The organism is Janibacter sp. HTCC2649, from assembly GCF_000152705.1.
GTDB lineage: Bacteria > Actinomycetota > Actinomycetes > Actinomycetales > Dermatophilaceae > Knoellia.
Genome location: NZ_CH672413.1, coordinates 3,314,862 through 3,331,523 on the forward strand (window position 1 = coordinate 3,314,862; position 16,662 = coordinate 3,331,523).

General features: G+C 68.6%; 17 protein-coding genes. 8 read left to right on the plus strand and 9 right to left on the minus strand.

Annotated features, from left to right (window positions below):
- Positions 1-110: 110 nt before the first annotated feature.
- From JNB_RS15865 to JNB_RS15875, 3 genes are read right to left on the minus strand one after another with little or no spacing between them, the layout of a single operon-like run.
- Positions 111-1,022 (minus strand): NUDIX hydrolase, encoded by a 912-nt coding sequence (locus JNB_RS15865; protein ID WP_009777530.1) that lies wholly within the window; start codon positions 1,020-1,022, stop codon positions 111-113.
- A gap of 53 nt (positions 1,023-1,075) precedes the next feature.
- Complete coding sequence (locus tag JNB_RS15870; RefSeq protein ID WP_009777531.1) at positions 1,076-3,394, minus strand: RNA degradosome polyphosphate kinase; 2,319 nt, start codon at positions 3,392-3,394, stop codon at positions 1,076-1,078.
- A 47-nt stretch (positions 3,395-3,441) separates the two neighbouring features.
- Positions 3,442-4,149: an aspartate/glutamate racemase family protein gene (locus JNB_RS15875; protein ID WP_009777532.1), complete on the minus strand. Its 708-nt coding sequence runs from the start codon at positions 4,147-4,149 to the stop codon at positions 3,442-3,444.
- 149 nt (positions 4,150-4,298) lie between these two features.
- Here JNB_RS15875 and JNB_RS15880 point away from each other — a divergent pair, with 149 nt between their 5' ends.
- Both JNB_RS15880 and JNB_RS15885 read left to right on the plus strand, forming a co-directional pair.
- Complete coding sequence (locus JNB_RS15880) at positions 4,299-5,525, plus strand: peptidoglycan bridge formation glycyltransferase FemA/FemB family protein (protein WP_009777533.1); 1,227 nt, start codon at positions 4,299-4,301, stop codon at positions 5,523-5,525.
- 135 nt (positions 5,526-5,660) lie between these two features.
- Complete coding sequence (locus tag JNB_RS15885) at positions 5,661-6,878, plus strand: hypothetical protein (RefSeq protein ID WP_237700678.1); 1,218 nt, start codon at positions 5,661-5,663, stop codon at positions 6,876-6,878.
- Positions 6,879-7,005: 127 nt separating this feature from the next.
- Here JNB_RS15885 and murJ read toward each other — a convergent pair whose 3' ends face one another.
- Genes murJ through JNB_RS15900 form a run of 3 tightly spaced genes read right to left on the minus strand, consistent with a single transcriptional unit; the run spans position 7,006 to position 10,367 of the window.
- Entirely contained in the window at positions 7,006-8,688 is a 1,683-nt protein-coding gene (gene murJ / locus JNB_RS15890; RefSeq protein WP_009777535.1) for a murein biosynthesis integral membrane protein MurJ, read from the minus strand.
- A 39-nt stretch (positions 8,689-8,727) separates the two neighbouring features.
- Positions 8,728-9,660: a mycothiol synthase gene (mshD, locus tag JNB_RS15895; protein WP_009777536.1), complete on the minus strand. Its 933-nt coding sequence runs from the start codon at positions 9,658-9,660 to the stop codon at positions 8,728-8,730.
- Positions 9,657-10,367 (minus strand): response regulator transcription factor, encoded by a 711-nt coding sequence (locus JNB_RS15900; protein ID WP_009777537.1) that lies wholly within the window; start codon positions 10,365-10,367, stop codon positions 9,657-9,659. The genes mshD and JNB_RS15900 overlap by 4 nt, the downstream gene beginning before the upstream one ends.
- Positions 10,368-10,387: 20 nt before the next feature.
- Between JNB_RS15900 and JNB_RS15905 the strand changes: the two genes are divergently transcribed.
- Positions 10,388-10,660, plus strand: coding sequence for a MoaD/ThiS family protein (locus tag JNB_RS15905; protein ID WP_009777538.1), 273 nt, complete (start codon positions 10,388-10,390; stop codon positions 10,658-10,660).
- Positions 10,661-10,688: 28 nt separating this feature from the next.
- Complete coding sequence (locus JNB_RS15910; protein ID WP_148232471.1) at positions 10,689-11,552, plus strand: hypothetical protein; 864 nt, start codon at positions 10,689-10,691, stop codon at positions 11,550-11,552.
- Positions 11,553-11,586: 34 nt separating this feature from the next.
- Here the strand turns inward: JNB_RS15910 and JNB_RS15915 are convergent, their stop codons facing one another.
- Positions 11,587-11,964 carry a DsrE family protein gene (locus JNB_RS15915; protein WP_009777540.1) on the minus strand — a complete coding sequence of 126 codons (378 nt, stop codon included), beginning with the start codon at positions 11,962-11,964 and terminating at the stop codon, positions 11,587-11,589.
- A 35-nt stretch (positions 11,965-11,999) separates the two neighbouring features.
- Here JNB_RS15915 and JNB_RS15920 point away from each other — a divergent pair, with 35 nt between their 5' ends.
- Positions 12,000-12,509, plus strand: coding sequence for an FABP family protein (locus JNB_RS15920; RefSeq protein WP_009777541.1), 510 nt, complete (start codon positions 12,000-12,002; stop codon positions 12,507-12,509).
- Positions 12,510-12,536: 27 nt separating this feature from the next.
- On the opposite strand, the gene JNB_RS15925 is transcribed toward JNB_RS15920, so the two are convergent.
- Positions 12,537-13,562, minus strand: a complete 1,026-nt coding sequence (locus JNB_RS15925) for an LCP family protein (RefSeq protein WP_009777542.1) — start codon at positions 13,560-13,562, stop codon at positions 12,537-12,539.
- Positions 13,563-13,620: 58 nt separating this feature from the next.
- Here JNB_RS15925 and JNB_RS15930 point away from each other — a divergent pair, with 58 nt between their 5' ends.
- From JNB_RS15930 to JNB_RS15940, 3 genes are all read left to right on the plus strand, one after another.
- A complete protein-coding gene (locus tag JNB_RS15930; RefSeq protein WP_009777543.1) occupies positions 13,621-14,040 on the plus strand; it encodes a Fur family transcriptional regulator in 420 nt (139 codons plus the stop codon).
- On the plus strand, positions 14,037-15,083 hold the full coding sequence (locus JNB_RS15935; protein WP_050766637.1) for a folate-binding protein YgfZ: 1,047 nt from the start codon (positions 14,037-14,039) through the stop codon (positions 15,081-15,083). Before JNB_RS15930 ends, JNB_RS15935 begins: the two co-directional genes overlap by 4 nt.
- 63 nt (positions 15,084-15,146) lie before the next feature.
- Entirely contained in the window at positions 15,147-15,986 is an 840-nt protein-coding gene (locus tag JNB_RS15940; protein WP_009777545.1) for a 3-keto-5-aminohexanoate cleavage protein, read from the plus strand.
- Between the two features lie 85 nt (positions 15,987-16,071).
- On the opposite strand, the gene JNB_RS15945 is transcribed toward JNB_RS15940, so the two are convergent.
- Positions 16,072-16,578 (minus strand): DUF4395 domain-containing protein, encoded by a 507-nt coding sequence (locus JNB_RS15945; protein WP_009777546.1) that lies wholly within the window; start codon positions 16,576-16,578, stop codon positions 16,072-16,074.
- Positions 16,579-16,662 lie beyond the last annotated feature (84 nt).

A 16,662-nucleotide genomic window follows, 5' to 3' on the forward strand; every position in this document is an offset into this window, starting at 1 on the left:
CTCAGGGGGTGCGGCGAGCGCCAGCGAGTTGTCCGTGCGGGGCACGAAGACGAGCTCAGGAGGTGCGGCGAGCGCTAGCGAGTTGTCCGTGCGGGGCACGAAGACGAAGGTCAGGTCGTGAGGTGGCGCTCGACGGCGACGATGCGCGCGTCCGCCCCGACACCGGCGACGTGGCAGACGAGCGCCTCGCCCTTGACGAGGTTCTCGTCCTGCGCTGCGACGAACCGCTCGAGCGAGTCGACGGAGCCATCTCCCGCGAGATCGAGCCGCGTGCCCAGGGCTTCGAGCAGCGACCCCATCACCGGTCCGTGCGAGCACACCGCCGTCGGTTCACCGCGCTCAAGCACCCGCTCGATGTGCTGCTCCGCCTTGTCCGGGGCAGCCTCGTGGCCCTCCTCGGACAGACCTCTCTTGGCACGGGGCACGATCCCGAACCACACGGCATACGGGGAGATCGTGTCGAGACAACGCACGGACGGTGACGTGAGGATTCGTGAGATCCCGTATGCCGTGAGCACCGGGATGAGCCCATCGGCGCGTTCTCGTCCGCGCGCCTCGAGTGGGCGCTCGCGGTCGTCGCCCTTCCAGTCCGAGCGTGGGACGGCCTTGGCGTGCCGGACGATGATGAGCGGCCAGGTGTCGAGGGAGGCCTCGGTGTGGGCGCGCACGAGGGCGCGCAACTGTTCGCGGTCGTGGGCGTAGTCGAGGCGCACGTTGGCCTCGACGACGTCGAGCCATGCGACTGCGTCGATCTCGTTCTCGAGCACGCCGCTGCCGCCGGTGACGGTGGAGGCCCAGTAGCGGACGATCTTCTCGCCGGGCTCGCCCGCCTTGGTGAGCAGGAGGTAGCGGGCCTCGGGCAGGGGACGGCCGAGGCGCACCTCGAGCCCGGTCTCCTCAAGCGTCTCGCGGGCGGCGGCAGTGCCCCAGTCCTCGCCCGGGTCGAGCTTGCCCTTGGGCCAGGACCAGTCGTCGTAGCGAGGGCGGTGGACGAGGGCGACCTCGAGCACGCCGTCACGCACCCGCCACGGCAGCGTTCCTGCCGCGGGGATGACCTGGGATCGGGCCTGCGTACTCAGCGCCGCCGAGCCTTGCGTCGACGCTTCGCGTGCATCTCGATGAGCCCGGCCTGCAGATCATCGAGCAGCTCGCCGTCGGCTCCGACGTGGTGTCGGCTCCAGCGACCGTCACTCTCGAGACTCCAGTGGGAGTAGTCGCCACTCATGCCCTTGGTCATGAGCGAGCTGAGGTCGTGGAGGTGGCGCGGGTCGGACAGGCTCACGAGGCACTCGACACGGCGGTCGAGGTTGCGGTGCATCATGTCGGCGCTGCCGATCCACGCCTCTGCCTCGTCACCGGTTCCGAAGAGGAAGATCCGGGAGTGTTCGAGGAAGCGGCCGAGGATCGAGTGGACGGTGATGCTCTCGGACAACCCCTCGACGCCGGGGCGCAGGGACGAGATGCCGCGGACCCAGACGTCGACCTTCACGCCGGCCATCGAGGCACGGTAGAGCGCGTCGATGACCTGCTCGTCGACGATGGAGTTGACCTTGAAGCCGATGTAGCCGGTGCCCTTCTTGGCTTTCTCGCACTCGATCTGCGTGTCGATGCGCTCGAGGAGCCCGGTGCGCACCGATCGCGGCGCGACCATGAGTCGCTTGAACTTGCTGCGCGGTGCAATGCCCGAGAGCTGGTTGAACAGGCGCGACAGGTCCTCGCCGACCTGCGGGTCGCACGTGAGCAGACCGAAGTCCTCATAGAGGCGGGCCGTCTTGGGGTTGTAGTTGCCGGTGCCGACGTGGCAGTAGCGGCGCAGCCCGTCCTCCTCCTGACGAACGACGAGGCTGAGCTTGCAGTGGGTCTTGAGTCCGACAATGCCGTAGACGACGTGGACGCCGGCGCGCTCGAGCTTTCGGGCCCAGGAGATGTTGTTCTGCTCGTCGAAGCGGGCCTTGATCTCGACGACGGCCAGCACCTGCTTGCCGCTGTCGGCGGCGTCGATGAGGGCGTCGATGATCGGGGAGTCACCGCTGGTGCGATAGAGGGTCTGCTTGATGGCGAGGACGTTGGGGTCCGCGGCCGCCTGCTCGATGAAGGCCTGCACCGACGTCGAGAACGAGTCGTAGGGGTGCTGGAGCAGGACGTCCTGCTTGCGGATGCTCGCGAAGATGTCGCGCGCCTTGGCGCTCTCGGTCGGCGCGAGGTCGCTGTTGGTGCGCGAGACGAACGCCGGATAGTGCAGGTCGGAGCGTTCGAGGTCGGCGATGATGTTGAGGCCGCGCAGGTCGAGCGGTGCGGGCAGGCGATAGACCTCGTGACCCGAGACGCCGAGTTCACGCACGAGCAGGTCCATGACGTGGTCGTCCATGGCGCGGTCGACCTCGAGCCGGACGGGCGGGCCGAAGCGGCGACGGGTCAGTTCCTTCTCGAGGGCAGCAAGGAGGTTCTCGGCGTCGTCCTCCTCGACCTCGAGGTCCTCGTTGCGGGTGACCCGGAAGGTGTAGTGCTCGTGCACCTCCATACCGGGGAAGAGCTGGTCGAGGTGGGCGGACATGACGTCCTCGAGCGGCACGAACCGCACGTCGTAGACGTCGCCGGCCGAGCCGGTCTCGCCCACCCGGATGAGGCGAGGGAGCAGCGGCGGCACCTTGACCCGAGCGAAGTGCTCCTTGCCGGTCTTGGGGTTGACCAAAAGGACGGCGAGGTTGAGCGACAGCCCGGAGATGTAGGGGAACGGGTGGGCCGGATCAACAGCCAGCGGAGTGAGCACGGGGAAGACCCGGTCGGTGAAGAGCTGGCCGAGTTCGGTCTGCTCGTCCTCTGAGAGCTCGTCCCAGCGGACGACCTGGATGCCCTCGTCCTCGAGTGCGGGCTGCACGAGGTCGTCATAGACACGGGCCTGCATGTCGAGGAGCTCGTGGGCCACGCTGGAGATCTGCTCGAGGACCTCGCGCGGCTCGAGACCCGAGGCCGAGCGCACCGCGAGGCCGGTGGCGATGCGGCGCTTGAGGCCGGCGACTCGCACCATGAAGAACTCGTCGAGGTTGGACGTGAAGATCGCGAGGAAACGGGCGCGTTCGAGGAGCGGCACGTTCTCGTCGGCGGCCAGCTGGAGGACGCGCTCATTGAACTGCAGCCACGAGATCTCGCGGTCGAGGAACCGGTCGGCGGGCAGCCCGTCGGCCTCATCCTCGGGTCGTGTGAAGCGGCCGTTGGACGAGCGGGGCTGGATCGCCCGGGCCTCGGACGCAGAGGCGCTCGCGATCGACACCTCTCGGACGAAGTTCCCACCAGCAGCAGCCTCGGCAGCCGTGTCAGGGGCGTCGGCCGCTTCCGTCGAATCCTCGGGCTGTTCCAGGTCCACTGAGTTGTCCTGGGTCGTCGACGTCGTCATGGCTTCATCGTGACAGTTCGAGGTGAACAGGAGAAGACATCACCGGGTCAGCGCAGTCTGCCGCCGGCGAGCACCACCGTGCGCGCGGCAAGGGCATCGAGCGAGTCGACGACATCGGGCTCGTCGACCTTGAGGTCGGTCTGCAGGATGGACAGCTCGGTGCAGCCGAGCACGATGGCGCCGGCACCCTTGGTGCGCAAGTGCTCGACCGCAGCGTCGAAGCGGTCGCGGCTGACCGGCATACCCGCTTTGACTCCGTCGTAGATCATCGACATGACGTCCTTCTGGACGACGTCGTCGGGGGCGATCGGTGTGAGCCCCGCAGCCTCGGCGGCCCGGTGATAGGTCTCCGCGCGCAGCGTGCCGTCCGTCGCGAGGATGCCCAGCGTCGTCAGCCCGGGCACGGCAGCCTTGGCGGCCTCGACCGTCACGGCGACGATGTCGATGACGGGAATGGTGACGGCGGCCGCGACCTCGTCCTGGAACGCCTGCGCGGTGTTGCACGGCAGCGCGATGAACTTGGCGCCGGCCCGCTCGAGCTCGCGTGCGTCCTGCGCCATCACCGGTCCGGGGCTCTCGTCACTGTCTCCGACGATGTATGCCGTGCGGTCCGGAATGCTGGCGTGGTTCCACACGAGCATGTCGACGTGGTCCTGGTCCCGGCCCGCATCCGTCATCTCGAGGACGCGCTGCATGAAGTAGACGGTGGCCATCGGGCCCACGCCGCCAAGAATGCCGACCGGTTCGTTGCGCACGCTTCGAGCCTAACCCCGGCGTGGGCTGCTCGCCGATGGCGCGGAAATCGCGGATCGTCTCGGTCATATCCGGGAACATGCCCGATTTCCGCGTCCCGCTCGGCGGATAGACTCCGGTGCGATCCCTGACGACCTGACCTAGGAGCTTCGTGGCACTGTCGGCCCTGTCCCTCACCGAGCGTGAGCACGACGATTTCGTTCGTGACCACCCCAACGGGCACCTCATGCAGACGACGCCGTGGGGCAAGGAGAAGGAGCACACCGGCTGGACCTGGAAGACGGTCGCCGTGGGCCGCAAGGGCGCCGGACCGGATGGCGCCGACGAGGTCACCGGCGCAGCGCTGATCCTCTTCCGCCGCACCCCGGTCGTGCCGATGGCCCTAGCCTACTGCCCGCGTGGGTTCGTCGTCGACTGGGCAGATGCCGAGGCGGTCGACGCGCTGCTCGCCGAGGTCACCAAGGTCGCCAAGGAGAACCGTGGCGTCCTCCTGCGCATCGACCCGGCCGTGCGCATCGACAACCCCGACATCCGGCCGGCCCTCGAGTCGCGTGGCTTCACCCGCACCGACCCGGGCGACGACGCGGCCAAGACGCTCGCCCAGCCGGCGCTGCGCATGGTCACCGACATCAGCGACCTCGAGGCCCTGCACAAGGACCTCACCCAGGGCACGCGCCAGTCGATCCGCAAGGCCGAGAAGTCTGGCCTCGTCTACGAGTCGGTCGGTCGCGACAAGATCCCCGCGTTCTACGAGCTCATGAAGACGACCGGTGCGCGCGACGGCTTCGGCATCCGCAGCATGGAGTACTTCACGACCCTCTACGACGTACTCTCACCGACCGACGACATCGTCATCTCGCTCGTCAAGCTCGACCACGGTGCTGCGGCCGAGGCAGCCCGCGCCAAGCTCGAGGACCTGCGCGGTCAGCTCGAGAAGGCAGCGGCCAAGCGCGAGAAGTACCCCTCCGAGAAGGCCGACCGCCAGGTCGCCGGACTCGAGGAGAGCATCGAGAAGAACGAGGGTTCGGCCGCCGAGTTCGAGGCATCGCACGCGAAGCACCCCGATGGCCAGTACCTCGCCGGCTCGGTCTTCGCGACGTGCGGCACCCGCGGCTCCTACCTGTATGCCGCGAGCTCCGACGAGCACCGCAACCTGCGCCCGAACTACCTCATGGTCTGGCAGATCATGCAGGACGCGGCGGCCAAGGGCGTGACGACCTTCGACTTCGGTGGCATCGACGCGTCCGAGGGGCTCGAGGAGTTCAAGCGCCAGTGGAACCCGGAACGACGCGAGTATGCCGGTGAGTTCACCAAGCAGCTCCGTCCCCTTTCCGGTCGGCTCATCGACCTTGCCGTCCGCGTCTACAAGCGCCGCTGAGAGGCGAACTCCATGCCAAGGACACAGCCTGAGAGCTCGTATGAATCTGTAGCCGACCAGCCGTTCGTTCCCGTGATCGTCGGTGCCCACGTCGGTGGGTACTCGTTGGTGCGTGCCTTCCATGAGGAGTACGGCGTGAAGTCGCTCGTCGTGAGTGGCGCGACGTCGTGGGTCGTCGAGAACTCCGCGATCCTCGAAGTGGTCACGTGCTCCGACGCCCACGACCCCGAGGCCTTGGCGGCCACCCTCAAGTCCTCGGGCTTTGCCGAGCTCTCGCAGCCCAAGATCCTTCTCGCGACCTCGGATGCCCTCGTCGACGTCATCGACGCCATGCGCGACCAGCTCGACGACTCGTGGAAGGTGCCCTACGTCCGGGCCGAGATCCTGAAGCGAGCGACGCGCAAGCACACCTTCGAGAAGGCGGCCCTGGCGGCGGGCGTCTCGATCCCGACCACGACGATCATTGACCTGGCCGAGAATTCACAAGGAACGGCATACACCGTTTCTGATGGTGGTCAGATCCCGACGCAGGGCTATCCGCTCATCCTCAAGCCCACGGCGCCGCGGGCCTGGAACCTCGTGAAGTTCGAGGGCCAGGCGAAGGTGCACGAGGTCGCGTCCGCCGACGAGTTGCGCGACCTGCTCGACCGCATCCACGGGTCGGGCTATCGCGCCAAGCTGATCCTGCAGGACATGATCCCGGGCGACGACACGGGCATGCGGATCCTCACCTGCTACTGCGACAAGAACTCGCAGGTGCGCTTCGCGTCCTACGGCCGGACCCTCATCGAGGAGCACTCACCCGGACTGATCGGTGTGCCGGCCGCGATCCTCACCGGCCAGAACCGCGAGATCGTCGACGAGTCCGTGCGCCTGCTGGCCGAGCTCAAGTGGGTCGGCTACGCCAACTTCGACCTCAAGTACGACCCGCGCGACGGGAAGAGCAAGTTCTTCGAGCTCAACCCGCGGCTGGGGCGCTCCAACTACTACGTCACCGGGACCGGCTTCAACGCGGTCAAGTGGTACGTCGATGAGTACGTCCACGACAACCTCCCCGACGAGTTCGAACTCATCGAGGCCGACACCGAGACGGTCTACTCGGTCGTCCCGGTGCGGACGATCAAGTGGGCTCTCGCCCGTCACCCCGAGCTGTGGGCGCGGGTGCAGCGAGTCATCAAGGCCGGTGGGTTGCGCAACCCGATGCACTACAAGGCCGAGAAGCATCCGGTGCGGTGGGCCAAGATCCTCGCGGCGGGCGTGAGTTACGACCGCAAGTTCCACCAGTACTACGACCCCGAGGCGGCCTTCCACCCCGGCGGCGAGGCCGCGGACTCGGACCTCCCTCGACGCTGACCCGCCGACCCACACTTCTTGCGCAATCCGACGGAACTGTCCACTGATTGCGCAAAGCGTCGGGCAGACGGATTGCGCAAGAAGTCAGGCGATCCGACGGGTTGCGCAATAAGTCGGGGGAAGTGGGTCAGGCGCGGCCGGGGAGGCGCCGCAGGACCGGCGCGACCATGTCCTCGACCTCGCGGATCCGCATGACCTTCGCGGCGACGTAGTAGAGAACCAGCATGACCAGGCCACCCACCGCGAGTGCGGCGACGTTCAACACGTAGCTGCTCGCCGGGTCGGCAACCAACGACGCCGCGGCCCAGCCACCCAGACCGGCGATCGCCGAGGCGAGGGCAAGGCGAGTCCACAGCCGCGAGACCCGGCCGAAGTCGAGTCCGCCGAGCTGCGAGCGGGCCACGAAGAGGAACGCGCCCGCTGAGGCGAAGTTGGCGAGCGTGGCACCTGCGGCCACGGTCGCGACGAGGTACTTCGGCGGCGAGACCCACACGGCCACGGCGCAACCGGCAACGCTGATGCCCACCATGAGGGCCACGAGCCAGAAGTTGAGCCACCCGTCGCCGCGAGCGAAGCAGTAGCGCTGCTTGAGTGCCGTGACGCCAAAGGGCAGCAGGCCGATCGACATGATGGCCAGGACGAGCGCGACGTCCCTGCCGTCGTCGACGCCCTTCTCCGGGATGTAGCGCGTCCCCGGGAAGAGGCTGTTGGCCATGGGTCGGCCCAGCGCGATGAAGGCAGCAGTCGCGGGGAGCAGAAGGACGGCCGGGCTGGTGAGTCCGCTGACGACCCGGCGCCGCATCTCGGCGAGGTCGCCCGACTCGTGCGCGCGTGACATCGCCGGGAAGAGCGCGCTGACGATCGAGGTCGTGATGATCGAGTGGGGAAGGATGTAGAGGGTGTAGGCCCAGGTCTGGATCCCGGTGCTCGGGACGTTGTCACCGACGGACTCGGGCGCCATGATCCCTGTCGTCAGGAAGCCGTAGGCCTGTGAGATGACCAGGGCCGCGACCGTCCATCCGGTCATGCGCGACATGTCGCTGAAGCCGACACCGCGCCAGCCGAACCGGGGCCGGTAGCGGAAGCCGGACTTCCACAGCGGCCAGATGAGGCACAGGCCCTGCAACGCAATGCCCAAGGTGGTGCTGACCCCGAGCACGAGGATCATCTCGGTCGTCCAGCCGGTCGCGGCGGACTGCTTCCCCCACTGCACGATGAACCAGCCCAGGCCGATGATCTGGATGACGTTGGCCGCGGCGGGTGCCCAGGCGTAGGCGAGGAAGTTGCCGCGGGCGTTGAGCACCTGTCCCAGCACGGAGTAGAGCCCGTAGAAGAACAGCTGCGGCACACAGATGTAGGCCATGAAGATCGTCAGGTCGAGGAAGGCCTGGCCCGCGGAGTCCTTGGTCAGCAGATCGATGATCCACGGCGTCCCAGCCATCGAGAGGAGGGTCGCGCCGCCCAGCACGAGCAGGCACAGGGTGATGAGGCGGTCGCTGAAGTCCTGCCCACCGTCCTTGCGCATCATCGCCTTGGTCAGCTGCGGGATGAGCAACGCAGAGATGATGCCGCCGTTGATGAGCACGTAGAGCTGCGTCGGCAGGGTGTTCGAGATGGTGAACGAGTCGAACGCCTTGGACACGACGACACCCGAGAGCATCGCGGTGCGGACGAACCCGAGGACCCTGGACCCGAGGGTTCCGACCGCCATGATCGCGCTGTTGCGGGCGACGCTGTTGCCGCCCGTGTCGAGCGGCGGGGTGGCGCCTTCGGGATCTACTCCGGCGCCCTCGGGGCGGGTGTCGGTCACGTGCTCTCCCTGACGCGTCTGCGGGTGGACCGGGCCACTCTACGGCGCGGTCGGACGTCCGTAGACGACGTGGATGGCGGCGTCCTCGAAGCCCGCGCGCCGATAGGTCGCGAGCGCACGCGTGTTGTCGCCGTCGACGTAGAGGTCGATCGTGTCGACGCCCTGACGGGCGAGGTAGGCGGTGCCGAGTCCCGTGAGTGGTCCGGCAAGACCACGACCTTGGTATGCCGGGTGCACGCCTACGACGTACACCTCTCCGGTTCTTGAGCCGGGTTCCCGCTTGGTCCAGTGCGAGGCCGCGAGCGGATGGCCACCGTCGGCATCGGTCACTGTCGTGTCCTCCACGAGGAAGAGGCCAGCGGGGTCGAACCAGTCCTGGGCCATGCGGTCCTGCAGGTCCTCGAGGGTGATCGAGCCCTGCTCAGGATGGGTCGCGAAGGCCAGCGCGTTGACCTCGAGCCAGGCCTGCTCGTCACGCCCGAGCTCGAACGTCCGCGCCGAAAAGCCCTCTGGGAGAACAGGATCGACTTCGTCGCCCGGCGCCACGTCTCGCGCCATGACATGAAGCTCGCGGGTCGAGACCAGACCCTCGGCGGCGGCCAGGGCCTGGGCAGCTGGCAGATCGCCATGAGCCCACACACCCGTCGCCGACCCGGGCACGAAGTCGGAGTCGAACAAGGCGTGGAGCAGCTCCCGGCCCACGCCCTGCCGGCGCGCATCCGGGTCGACGACGAGCTCGGCGGAGCCACCGGAGTCCACCGCCGCGTAGCCGAGCAGGTCCTCGGAACGCGACTCACCGGCATACGCCACAAGGTGTGAAACGTCGCCATGGGCGGAGGTGAGGGCAAGTCGGAAGGCCTCCGAGATGGCCTCGACGCCGTCGGCGTCGGCAGCACGCGCAGCCAACGCGAGGACGTCAGCAGCCACGGTCCCATCGAGGTGGGAGGACGTCTCGAGGCGGACGGAGGTCACGAGGACGCGATCTCGGCCTCGGCGGCAGCCTCAGCCTCTTCGGGGACGAAGCGGTAGCCGACGTTGCGGACCGTGCCGATGAGCGTCTCGTGGTCGGAGCCGAGCTTGGCGCGCAGGCGGCGTACGTGGACGTCGACGGTGCGGGTGCCACCGAAGTAGTCGTAGCCCCACACCTCCTGCAGCAGCTGGGCACGGGTGAAGACGCGGCCCGGGTGCTGGGCGAGGTACTTGAGGAGCTCGAACTCCTTGTAGGTCAGGTCGAGGGCCTTGCCGCGCAGCTTGACCGAGTAGGTCGCCTCGTCGATGACGAGCACGCCGGCAGTGATCCGTACGTCGTCATCGACTCCTTCGCCCTCCAGGCCGCGAGCAATGGCGAGCCGCAGCCGCGCCTCGACCTCGGCGGGGCCGGCGCTGTCGAGCAGCACGTCGTCGATGCCCCACTCAGGGGTCAGGCCCGCGAGCCCACCCTCGGTGAGCACGGCAAACAGGGGCGCGGACAGGCCGGTCGTGCGGATGACACGGCACAACGAACGCGCCATGGCGAGCTCACGGCGGGCGTCGACGAGCACCGCGTCAGCGGCCGGAGCGTCGATGAGTGCGGTCGGCTCGGCCGGGAGGATGCGAACATGGTGGCTGAGCAGGCCCAGAGCTGGCAGCACCTCGGCGCTCGGCGCCAAGGCGTTCGTCAGCAGCAGGAGGTGGGCCATCCAGCACAGAATAGGTGGACATGACCGCGATCGACGGCTCTCACCGGGGCATGAGACTGGTGACACTGCGTTATTGGGCCGGTGCCCGGGCGGCCGCAGGCGTGACCGAGGAGACGTTCGAGGCGGGTCCGCGGGTCGGTGACGTCCTCGACGCGGCGGTCACGGCGCACCCGGCGCTGCGCGACGTCGTCGCCGTGTGTTCGGTCCTCCTCGACGGCCGATCCGTGGGTCGCGACGCGGAGGTCGGCGAGGACAAGGTCGTCGAGGTGCTTCCGCCTTTCGCCGGGGGGTGACGGCGTGACTGATGGCAGGATGCCGATCGTGGATGCGACGGAGCCCGTGAGTGACCCGGTGAACGAACCGGTGAACGAGTCGCGTGCTGCCCGGCGTGCCGCGCGGGAGGACCGCCGGCGCAACCCGATCCTGCCGCCGATCGCCACGGAGCGTCGGGTGACCCTGGTCCTCGCGACTGCGGTGTTCGCCGTGCTGCTGGCCGTCGCGACTGCGGCTGACCATGCTCTGGGGGCTGCGGCGATTGCCTGGGGTGGCCTCGTGCTCGCCTGGGGCTGGCCCGAGCTGCTGGGTTCCTCGAGCAAGTTCGGCTCGTCGCTTGCCATCGGCCTGGCTGGCGTGGGCGCACCCGTGGCCGTCGCGCTGACCTCCAGCGAGCCGTTTCTGCGCCATGTGCCCGTCGTCGTGGCCGTCGCGATGCTGGCGATGTTCCTCCACCAACTCCTGCGCCGCGACGGTCGACCGCGCCTCACCCAGTCCGTGGCCGTGAGCGCCGCTGGCGTCGCGATCGCTGCCATCGGTGCTGCGTACGTGCCCCTCGGCCGCACCTACGGCGGCCGAGAGGTCGTCGCCGTCGTGGCGGCCGCCCTCGCCCTGTCCGCCATTGCCGACCTCGGCGCTCCGATCGCGAGGGCCCGGCCGTGGATGATGCCGGCCGCCGCTGCCATCGGGCTCGTCGCCGGAGGTGTGGCCGGTCTGTTCGTCAACGTGGTCGGTGGGCCTTCGGGAGCCCTGCTCGGCGCGGTCGTCGGCGTGCTGGCGCACGTGATGCGGCGGGCCCTGTGCACCCTGTCGCCGATTCGCGGGATGCGCGGCCAGATCACGGCCGCGGCGGCCTCGGTCCTCGTGACCGCCGTGCCGGTCTACCTGCTGTCGCGACTCATCGTCGGCTGACCCGGCCACACGGCATACGCCGTCGTGGTCTGCGTCAGTAGACGATCGCTTGCGCGTCCGGTCGCAGGATTTCTTCGACGTATGCCGCGGCGCCCCTGATCGTCGCGCCGTCCAGCAGGTCGTCGGGGGAGAGGTCACGCCGCGCCGCGCACTGGCCGCAGACCGTGACGGTGGCACCCGCGAGCAGGGCGTCGCGCAACTCGTGGAGCGGGGCACCGTGGGGGAGTGAGAGCTGTTCGGCGCGACCGGCCACGGCCACCCAGGTCGCGTCGCCGGTGAGCCACAGGCTGACCTCAGCGCCGGCTGCGACGGCCGTCGCAGCCACGGTGAGCCCCTGGTTGAGGCGTTCGAGCTCCTCGGCGCCACAGGTGATCTTGACGACGAGCGGTCGGATGGTCGAGGCATTGGCCATGGGTCCTCCTCAGGGGTGCGACTACGATCCCACTCGTGGCCTTCCATCTCGACACAGACCTCCCGCCCGAGCTCGCCCCCCTCGCTTGGCTTGTCGGCAAGTGGGTCGGTGCCGGCGTCGTCGGCTACCCCACGATGGAGTCGGCGAACTTCGGCCAGGAGATCATCTGCGCCCACGACGGGCGGCCGTTCCTCGAGTGGCGCAGCCAGTCCTGGCTCCTCGACGACGCGGGCGAGAAGGTCCGCCCGCTCGCGACCGAGGTCGGCTTCTGGCGTCCCGTGCCCGAGAGCGAGGACGGCACCAACGTCGAGCTGCTCCTGGCGCACCCCACCGGTTTCGTCGAGATGTATGCCGGGCACGCCCAGCCGGCCAAGGTCGAGCTGCGCACCGACGGTGTCATGCGCAGCCCGCACGCCAAGGAGTACACCGCGGCGCACCGGATGTACGGCTACGTGACGTCCAACCTCATGTGGGTCATGGACATGGCGGCCATGGGCCAGCCGCTGACCTCACACCTCTCGGCGGAGCTCAAGCGCGTCGAGTAGCCGTTCGCCCTTTCGGGCCGCCGGACGTTACGGCGTGACGGACACGTCGGCGTAGTCGTCCATGGTGTCGGTGCGCAGGGCCTTGCCCAGTGCAGCCATACCGACCTCGTCCAGGATGTCGATCGACCCACCTTCGGGGGACGTGCCGAACCCGTTGAACGGTGCGGTGATGAAGACGATGTCGCCGCTGCGGAGGTTGCGCAGCGAGATCGCTTCGCTGCGCATCGTCCCGATGTCCATGCCCTTGTCCACGACGAGGTTGCTCGTGGCCGCGTTGACGAACTTGGTCAAGGTGATGGGGTTGGCGATGACGGACGGCGTGAGCGTCTTGATCATGAGCGCCTTGATGAATGCCTGCTGGCGTCTGCCGCGCGAGATGTCGCCCTCGGAGAGCTCGTGGCGTTCACGCACGAAGGCCAGTGCCTGGTCGCCGTTGAGGTTGTTCCAGCCCTTCTGGATCGCGATGTCCGTGGCCGCGCCACTGCCACTGCTTGCCTCCTCGGCGTAGACCCGAACTCCGCCGACCGCGTTGGTCATGTTCTTGAAGCCCTGGAAGTCGGTCTTGGCGACGTGGTCGATCTTGACGCCGAGGAGGTCCTGGAGCGTGCTCACCAGCAGGGGTGCCCCGCCGTAGGCGTACGCGGCGTTGATCTTGTCCTTCTTGCGGCCCGGGATCGAGACGTAGAGGTCGCGGGGGAAGTGGATGAGCTGGACGGCCTTCTTGTCCTCGGGCACGTGCGCCAGCACGATGACGTCCGCTCGGCCGGCGTCGCCGGGGCGCGTGTCCGCGCCGATGATGAGGTAGTTCTGGCCGACACCCGTGAGCGGGACCGGCTTGCCGTCCTTCGTCGTCGGGGTGGACTTGGGCAGGAGGTCCTCGTGGCTGATGTTGCTGGCCGCCTTGCGGTCGAGGAAGACGACGAACCCGACCGCCCCGACGAGCGCCAGGGCGACGAACGAGGCGACGACGAGCAGGAAACGTCGCCCCCAGCGCGGCTTCTTGTGAGCCTGGCGGTCTGCACGGGAGTCCTCGGCGGCGAAGTCGTCTAGCACCCTGCCCAGTGTAGGTGCGCATGCTGGGCCATCCGGCCGACCGGCATACATTGGTGGGGTGAGTGATCTCGGCACGCGTCTGCGAGCCGCCGGACGGCGGCTCACGCCGCAGCGCCAGCAGGTGCTCGACGCGGTCGAGCGACTCGGACATGCCACGCCCGAGCAGATCGTCGACGCCGTCTCAGCACAGGCGGACGCACCGATGGCGCTGTCCACGGTCTACCGCTCGCTCGAGGCGCTCCAGGAGCTCGGTCTCGTCACCCACACGCACGTCGACCACCGGGTGCCGAGCTATCACCTCACCACCCATGCCACCCACATCCATGTCGTGTGCCGTGAGTGCGGTTCCGTGGACGAGGCACCGGTCGAGGTGGCGCAGGAATTCGTGGCTCGCCTCGATGGTTCTCTTGGGTTCCAGGCCGATGTCACCCATGCCGCCATCCACGGCCTCTGCCGCACCTGCAGGAAGCAGTCATGACCGAACCTTCAACAGTGCCACCCGTCATCGTTGGCGGTTCACCCCTGCTGACCCGGCCCGGTGCCGTCGCGGGTGAGGGTCTCGACGCTGGCGTGGCCGCGCACTACGGCGACCCCGGCCGTGAGCAGCGCCTCCTCGAGGAGGGCCTGGCCGTCGTCGACCTGTCGCACCGTGGCGTCGTCCGCGTCACCGGACCCGATCGCCTGACGTGGTTGCACTCCATCACGACCCAGCAGCTCACTGGCCTCGCGCCGCGGGTCTCGACCGAGTCGCTCGTCCTGTCGCCCAAGGGACACATCGAGCATGACCTGCACATCGTTGACGACGGCGAGTCGACGTGGATCACCGTCGAGCCCGGCACCTCGCCGGCGCTCGTGGCCTGGCTCGACTCGATGCGCTTCATGTTGCGGGTTGAGGTCTCAGACGTCACTGACGCGTATGCCGTTCTCGGAGAACCGCTTTCGGCTGCCAGTGTCGAGGGTGAGCCGTTGGCGTGGGTGGACCCGTGGCCGAACCTCGTCGCTGACACGGCGGCATACGGTCCCGAGACCGAGCACCCGGGTGAGTCGCGCCGCTGGCGCGAGCTGATCGTCCCGCGCGCTGACCTCGAAGCCGCCGTCGGTGACCGCCCCCTGGCCGGGATCTGGGCAGCTGAGGCGTTGCGAGTTGCCGCCTGGCGTCCGCGACTGGGCTTCGAGACCGACCACCGCACGATCGCGCACGAGGTCGACTGGCTGCGCACGGCCGTGCACCTGCACAAGGGGTGCTACCGCGGCCAGGAGACCGTCGCGCGTGTCCACAACCTCGGTCGCCCGCCGCGACGCATCGTCTTCCTCCACCTCGACGGCTCCGGTCACCTGCTGCCCGAGGCCGGGGCGCCGCTGGTCCTCGAGGGCCGCGAGATCGGTCGCATCACGAGCGTGGCGCGCCACCACGAGGACGGCCCCATCGCCCTGGCCGTCATCAAGCGCAACACTCCCGATGATGTCGATCTTGTCGCCGGAACCGTTGCTGGAGCGCAAACCGTCATCGTCGGACGCTGATCGGCCGCAGGATCTGCGCGATCCGGGTGCCCAAGGGTCTGGTCCTCCTGACAGACTGAGGCCATGGCCACCGCATCGTCCGCGACCCTGATCACCGTTGCCCCCACGGGGGCGGAGCATGCGAAGGCCGATGTGCCGCAGCTGCCGACGACTCTCGAGGAACTCGTCGAGACGGCGCGCACGTGTGAAGCGGCGGGGGCGGCCCTCATCCACCTGCACATCCGCGACGACGAGCACCGGCCCACGCTCGATGGCGGACACCTGAAGGCTGCAGTCGACGCGATCCGCTCCGAGACCGACCTCATCGTCCAGCTCTCGACCGGCGGCTCGGTGCACGACCCGCTCGAGCAGCGGCTCACCGTCCTGGACGCCGAGCCTGACTCGTGCTCCTTGACGTGTGGCACGACCAACTTCGGTGACGACGTGTTCCTCAACCCGTGGGGCTTCATGTCGGACCTCTACGTGCAGGCGCAGGAGCGCGAGGTCGTGCCGGAGTTCGAGCTCTTCGAGCTGGGGCACGTCCACGCGTTGCAGCGGCTCCTCGACACCCACGGGCTGCCGTTCGGCGGCAAGGTCCACGTCGACTTCGTCCTGGGTGTGCCGGGCGCGATGCCGGGCACTGCCGCCGCCCTCCTGGCTGGCGTCGCGATGCTCCCCGACGAGGTGACCTCATGGTCGGCGACGGGGATCGGCCGGACCCACCTGCCCGTCCTGGCGGCGGCCCTGTCGGCCGGTGGGCACCTGCGCGTCGGCATGGAGGACAACGTGGTGTTCGCCCGGGGTCAGCACGTGCAGCACAACTCCGAGCTCGTTTCCCGCGCCGCCGAGCTCGCGACCACGATGCAGCGCCCGCCGATGTCGACGACCGATGCCCGCGAGCTGTTGGGCATCAAGCGCCGCTGACCGGCTTGACGACCGACCTCGTGCCCCGTACGGACACGCGCGCCGGGGCTCGCATGTCCGTACGGGGCACGAAGTCGGGGTGGGGTCAGGCGGGTTGGTTGGTGGCCTGGGGCTGGCGCAGGCGGATGTCGTTGCAGGCCACGCACGTCTCCTCGGGGATGACGCCAAGCCGCATGAGGTGGCCGAACACCCAGCAACCGGCGCAGAACCCGAGGGCTGACTCGAGCAGCGCAAACACGACGAGGACCGCCAGCAGCACCGTGGCGAGGGTCGTGGCCCCGGCGGCCAGGGCGATGGCCGCGCCGCCGCTGAAGAGGAGGCCGACGGTCTGCGCGAAGCGCTTCGGCGGGCCGGGCACGAGGCGCGCCTCTCCGAAGCGGGGCGCGATGACGTGGACGGCGAGGCGCCCGAGCGGGCTGTAGCGCGGCCCGCCGGCAACGCGCAGCGCGAACCCGAGGGCCAGCAAGGCGGCCAGCCACCACCACTGAGTGACCAGGGTCAACAGGGACAGCACGACGACGCCTCCGGCGACCGACCTGGCCGCCTTCTCGTTGACCGGGTTGGGGAAGGTGAGGAGCTCGCGCACAGACATAAGGCAAGGTTATGTCAAACCCAAGCACGCGGCATACTCCGTCTCAGTCCCCAATCCCACTTCGTGCCCTGGACGGACACTCGT